Origin of the sequence: Kitasatospora putterlickiae (assembly GCF_039527695.1) — a bacterium.
In the GTDB taxonomy this organism is placed as follows: domain Bacteria; phylum Actinomycetota; class Actinomycetes; order Streptomycetales; family Streptomycetaceae; genus Kitasatospora; species Kitasatospora putterlickiae.
In genome coordinates this window covers 1-2799 of record NZ_BAAAKJ010000151.1, presented here as the reverse complement: position 1 = coordinate 2799, position 2799 = coordinate 1, and the positions used below count along the sequence as shown (strand labels likewise).

At 77.5% G+C, this 2799-nt stretch carries 1 protein-coding gene; it reads left to right on the top strand.

Translation table 11 applies throughout. The features are described from left to right. Positions 1 to 2799 (top strand): AAA family ATPase (locus ABD308_RS15665; protein WP_344333975.1); only part of this gene is annotated, 2799 nt, incomplete at both ends.

Below are 2799 nucleotides of genomic sequence, written 5' to 3'. Positions count from 1 at the left end.
CCCCCCCCCCCCGCCGAGGCGCGCGAGCCGCGCGAGTCGCGCCGCAAGGTGTCCATGCTCTTCCTCGACATCGTCGGCTCGACCACCCTCGCCGAACGCCTCGACCCCGAACCGCTGCGCCGCGTCATGGACCGCTACTTCGCGAGCTGCGGCGCCCGCATCGCCGAACACGGCGGCGTGGTCGAGAAGTTCATCGGGGACGCGATCCTCGCCGCGTTCGGCGCCACCGTCGCCCACGAGGACGACGCGCTGCGCGCCGTGCGGGCCGCCACCGGCGCGCTCGCCGCCCTGGCCGACCTCACCGCCGAACTCGCCGCCGAGTACCAGGTCCGGCTGGAGGCCAGGGCCGGCATCTGCACCGGCAACGTCGTGGTGATCACCCGGCCGGGGGACGACTTCCGGGTCGTCGGCGACTCCGTGAACACCGCCGCCCGGCTGCAGACCGCCGCCCGGCCGGGCGAGGTGCTGGTCTGCGCGGACACCGCCGCCATGGTGCGCGCGCGGGTCGGCGTCGAACCCGTCGAACCGCTCACGCTCAAGGGCAAGTCCCGCCCGGTGCCCGCCTGGCGGATCACCGCCCCCGGGGCCGCGGCCGACCGGCCCGCCCCGCTCACCCCGTTCGTCGGCCGCGCCGGGGAGCTGGCGGCGCTCGCGGACGGCTACCGGCAGGCCCGCGAACACCGGCGGGTCCACCTCACCACGGTCGTCGGCGCGCCCGGCATCGGCAAATCGCGGCTGGTCCGCGAGTTCCTCGCGGCACTGCCGGACGGCGAGGCCGTGGTGCTGTCCGGCCGGTGCTCCGCCTACGGCCGGGGCATCACCTACCGGCCGCTCGCCGAGATGCTCGACTCGCTGCCCGGGGGCCGGCCCGCGCTCGCCCGTCTGCTCGCGGACGAGGGCGCCGAGGAGGACGGCGCCGAGCCGGCCCGCACCCGGCGCCTGGTCGCCCGCACCCTCGCCGCCGTCGCCGAGTCCGCGCCCGCTTCCGCCCCCGCGCCCGCTTCCGGCGGACCGGACGAGCGCGAGCCCGGTCCCGCCGCCGGCGTCGCGGACATCGCCTGGGCCGTGCGCCACCTGCTGACGGTGCTCGGCCGCTCCCGCCCGGTGGTCCTGGTCTGGGAGGACCTGCACTGGGCCGAGTCGACCCTGCTCGACCTCGTCGAGGAGATCGCCACCTGGCTGCGCGACGTCCCGGTGCTGCTGCTCTGCGTCGCCCGCCCCGAGCTGTTCGAGCTGCGCGCCGGCTGGGGCGCCGGCACCCCGCACGCCGTCACCGTCGACCTCGGACCGATGACCGGGGAGCAGACCGCCGCGCTGGTCGGCAGCCTGGCCCTGCGCGGCGACGTCCACCCGCAGGACGACCGGGCCTACGACCACCAGGAGCTGACCGGCCGGGTGATCACCCTGTGCGACGGCAACCCGCTCTTCGCCGAGCAGCTGATGGACGTCTTCGCCGAGACCGCCCCCGGCACCCAGGTGCCGCCCACCGTCCAGGCCCTGCTCGGCGCCCGCCTCGACCGGCTCCCCGGCACCGAACGCGGCGTGCTGGAACTCGCCGCCGTCGTCGGGCGCGAGTTCACCCGCGCCCAGCTGCGCGCGATGGCCGAGGCCGACGGCACCGCCGCGCCCGCCGCCGACGAGGCGACCGCCCGGCTGGCCCGACGCCGGGTCTTCGAACCCGGACCGGCCGGCACCTACCGCTTCGCCCAGGCCCTCCTGCGCGACACCGCCTACGAGTTCACCCCGAAGACCCGCCGCGAGCGCTGGCACGACTTCCTCGCCGACCGGCTCTCCCGCGAGCGGCCGCCGGACCCGATGGCCGTCGCCTACCACGTCGAGGCCACCAGCCTGCTGCGCCGCCAACTACGGCCCGGCGACCCCAAGTTGCCCGACCTGGCCGGACCGGCGGCCGGCACCCTGATCGCCGAGGGGATGCGCGCGCTGGCCCGCAAGGACATCCCCGCCGCCGTCCAACTCCTCGAACGCGGGAGGGCGTTGCTGCCCGCCGGGGACCCGGCGCACACCGCGCTCGCGCTGCACGTCTGCGACGCCGGTATCTGGCTGCAGGACGAGGCCCGCTGCCGGGCCGCGCTCGCCGCCGCCGAGGCCGCGCTGCCCGACGACCCGCGCGCCGAGGCCACCCGGGCGATCCAGCGCGGCATCGTCACCCTGCGCCTCGGCCTCGCCGCACCCGCCGAGGTCGCCGCCGACGCGCGGCGCCTCACCGAGCGGCTGGACCGCGACCGGGGCGACGACCTCAGCTGGTGCCGGCTGCACCAGTTGCGCGCCCACCTCGAACTCGCCGCCGAGCGCACCGCCTCCGCCGAGCGGTCCTTCCGCCTGGCGCTGGCCCGCGCCCGGGCCCTGGGCGACGGCTACGAGGAGGACCGACTGCTCTGCGCGGTCTGCGAGCTGGCGCAGTGGACGCCGACCCCGGTGGCCGCCTCGCTGGACCTGTGCGCGCTGCTCGGCCGGCGCTTCGCGGCCAACCGCTCGCTGCTGATCCCGGTGCTCGTCGCCCGCGCCCACCTGGAGGCGCTGGACGGCGACGTGGCCGGCGCCCGGAGCACCCTCGCCGAGGCGCTCACCTACTCGCACGACGTGCACGCCGACCTCGCGGACGCGGTGGTGCTGGACGCCGCGGGCTTCGTCGAGTCGCTGGCCGGCGCCCACGAGGCCGCCGAGGCACGCTACCGGCAGAGCCTCGGCGTGCTGCGCGCCGCCGGGCACGTCCCGGACACCCGCACCACCGAGGTCGCGATCGCCCGCGAGCTGTTCGCCCAGGGCCGCACCGACGCC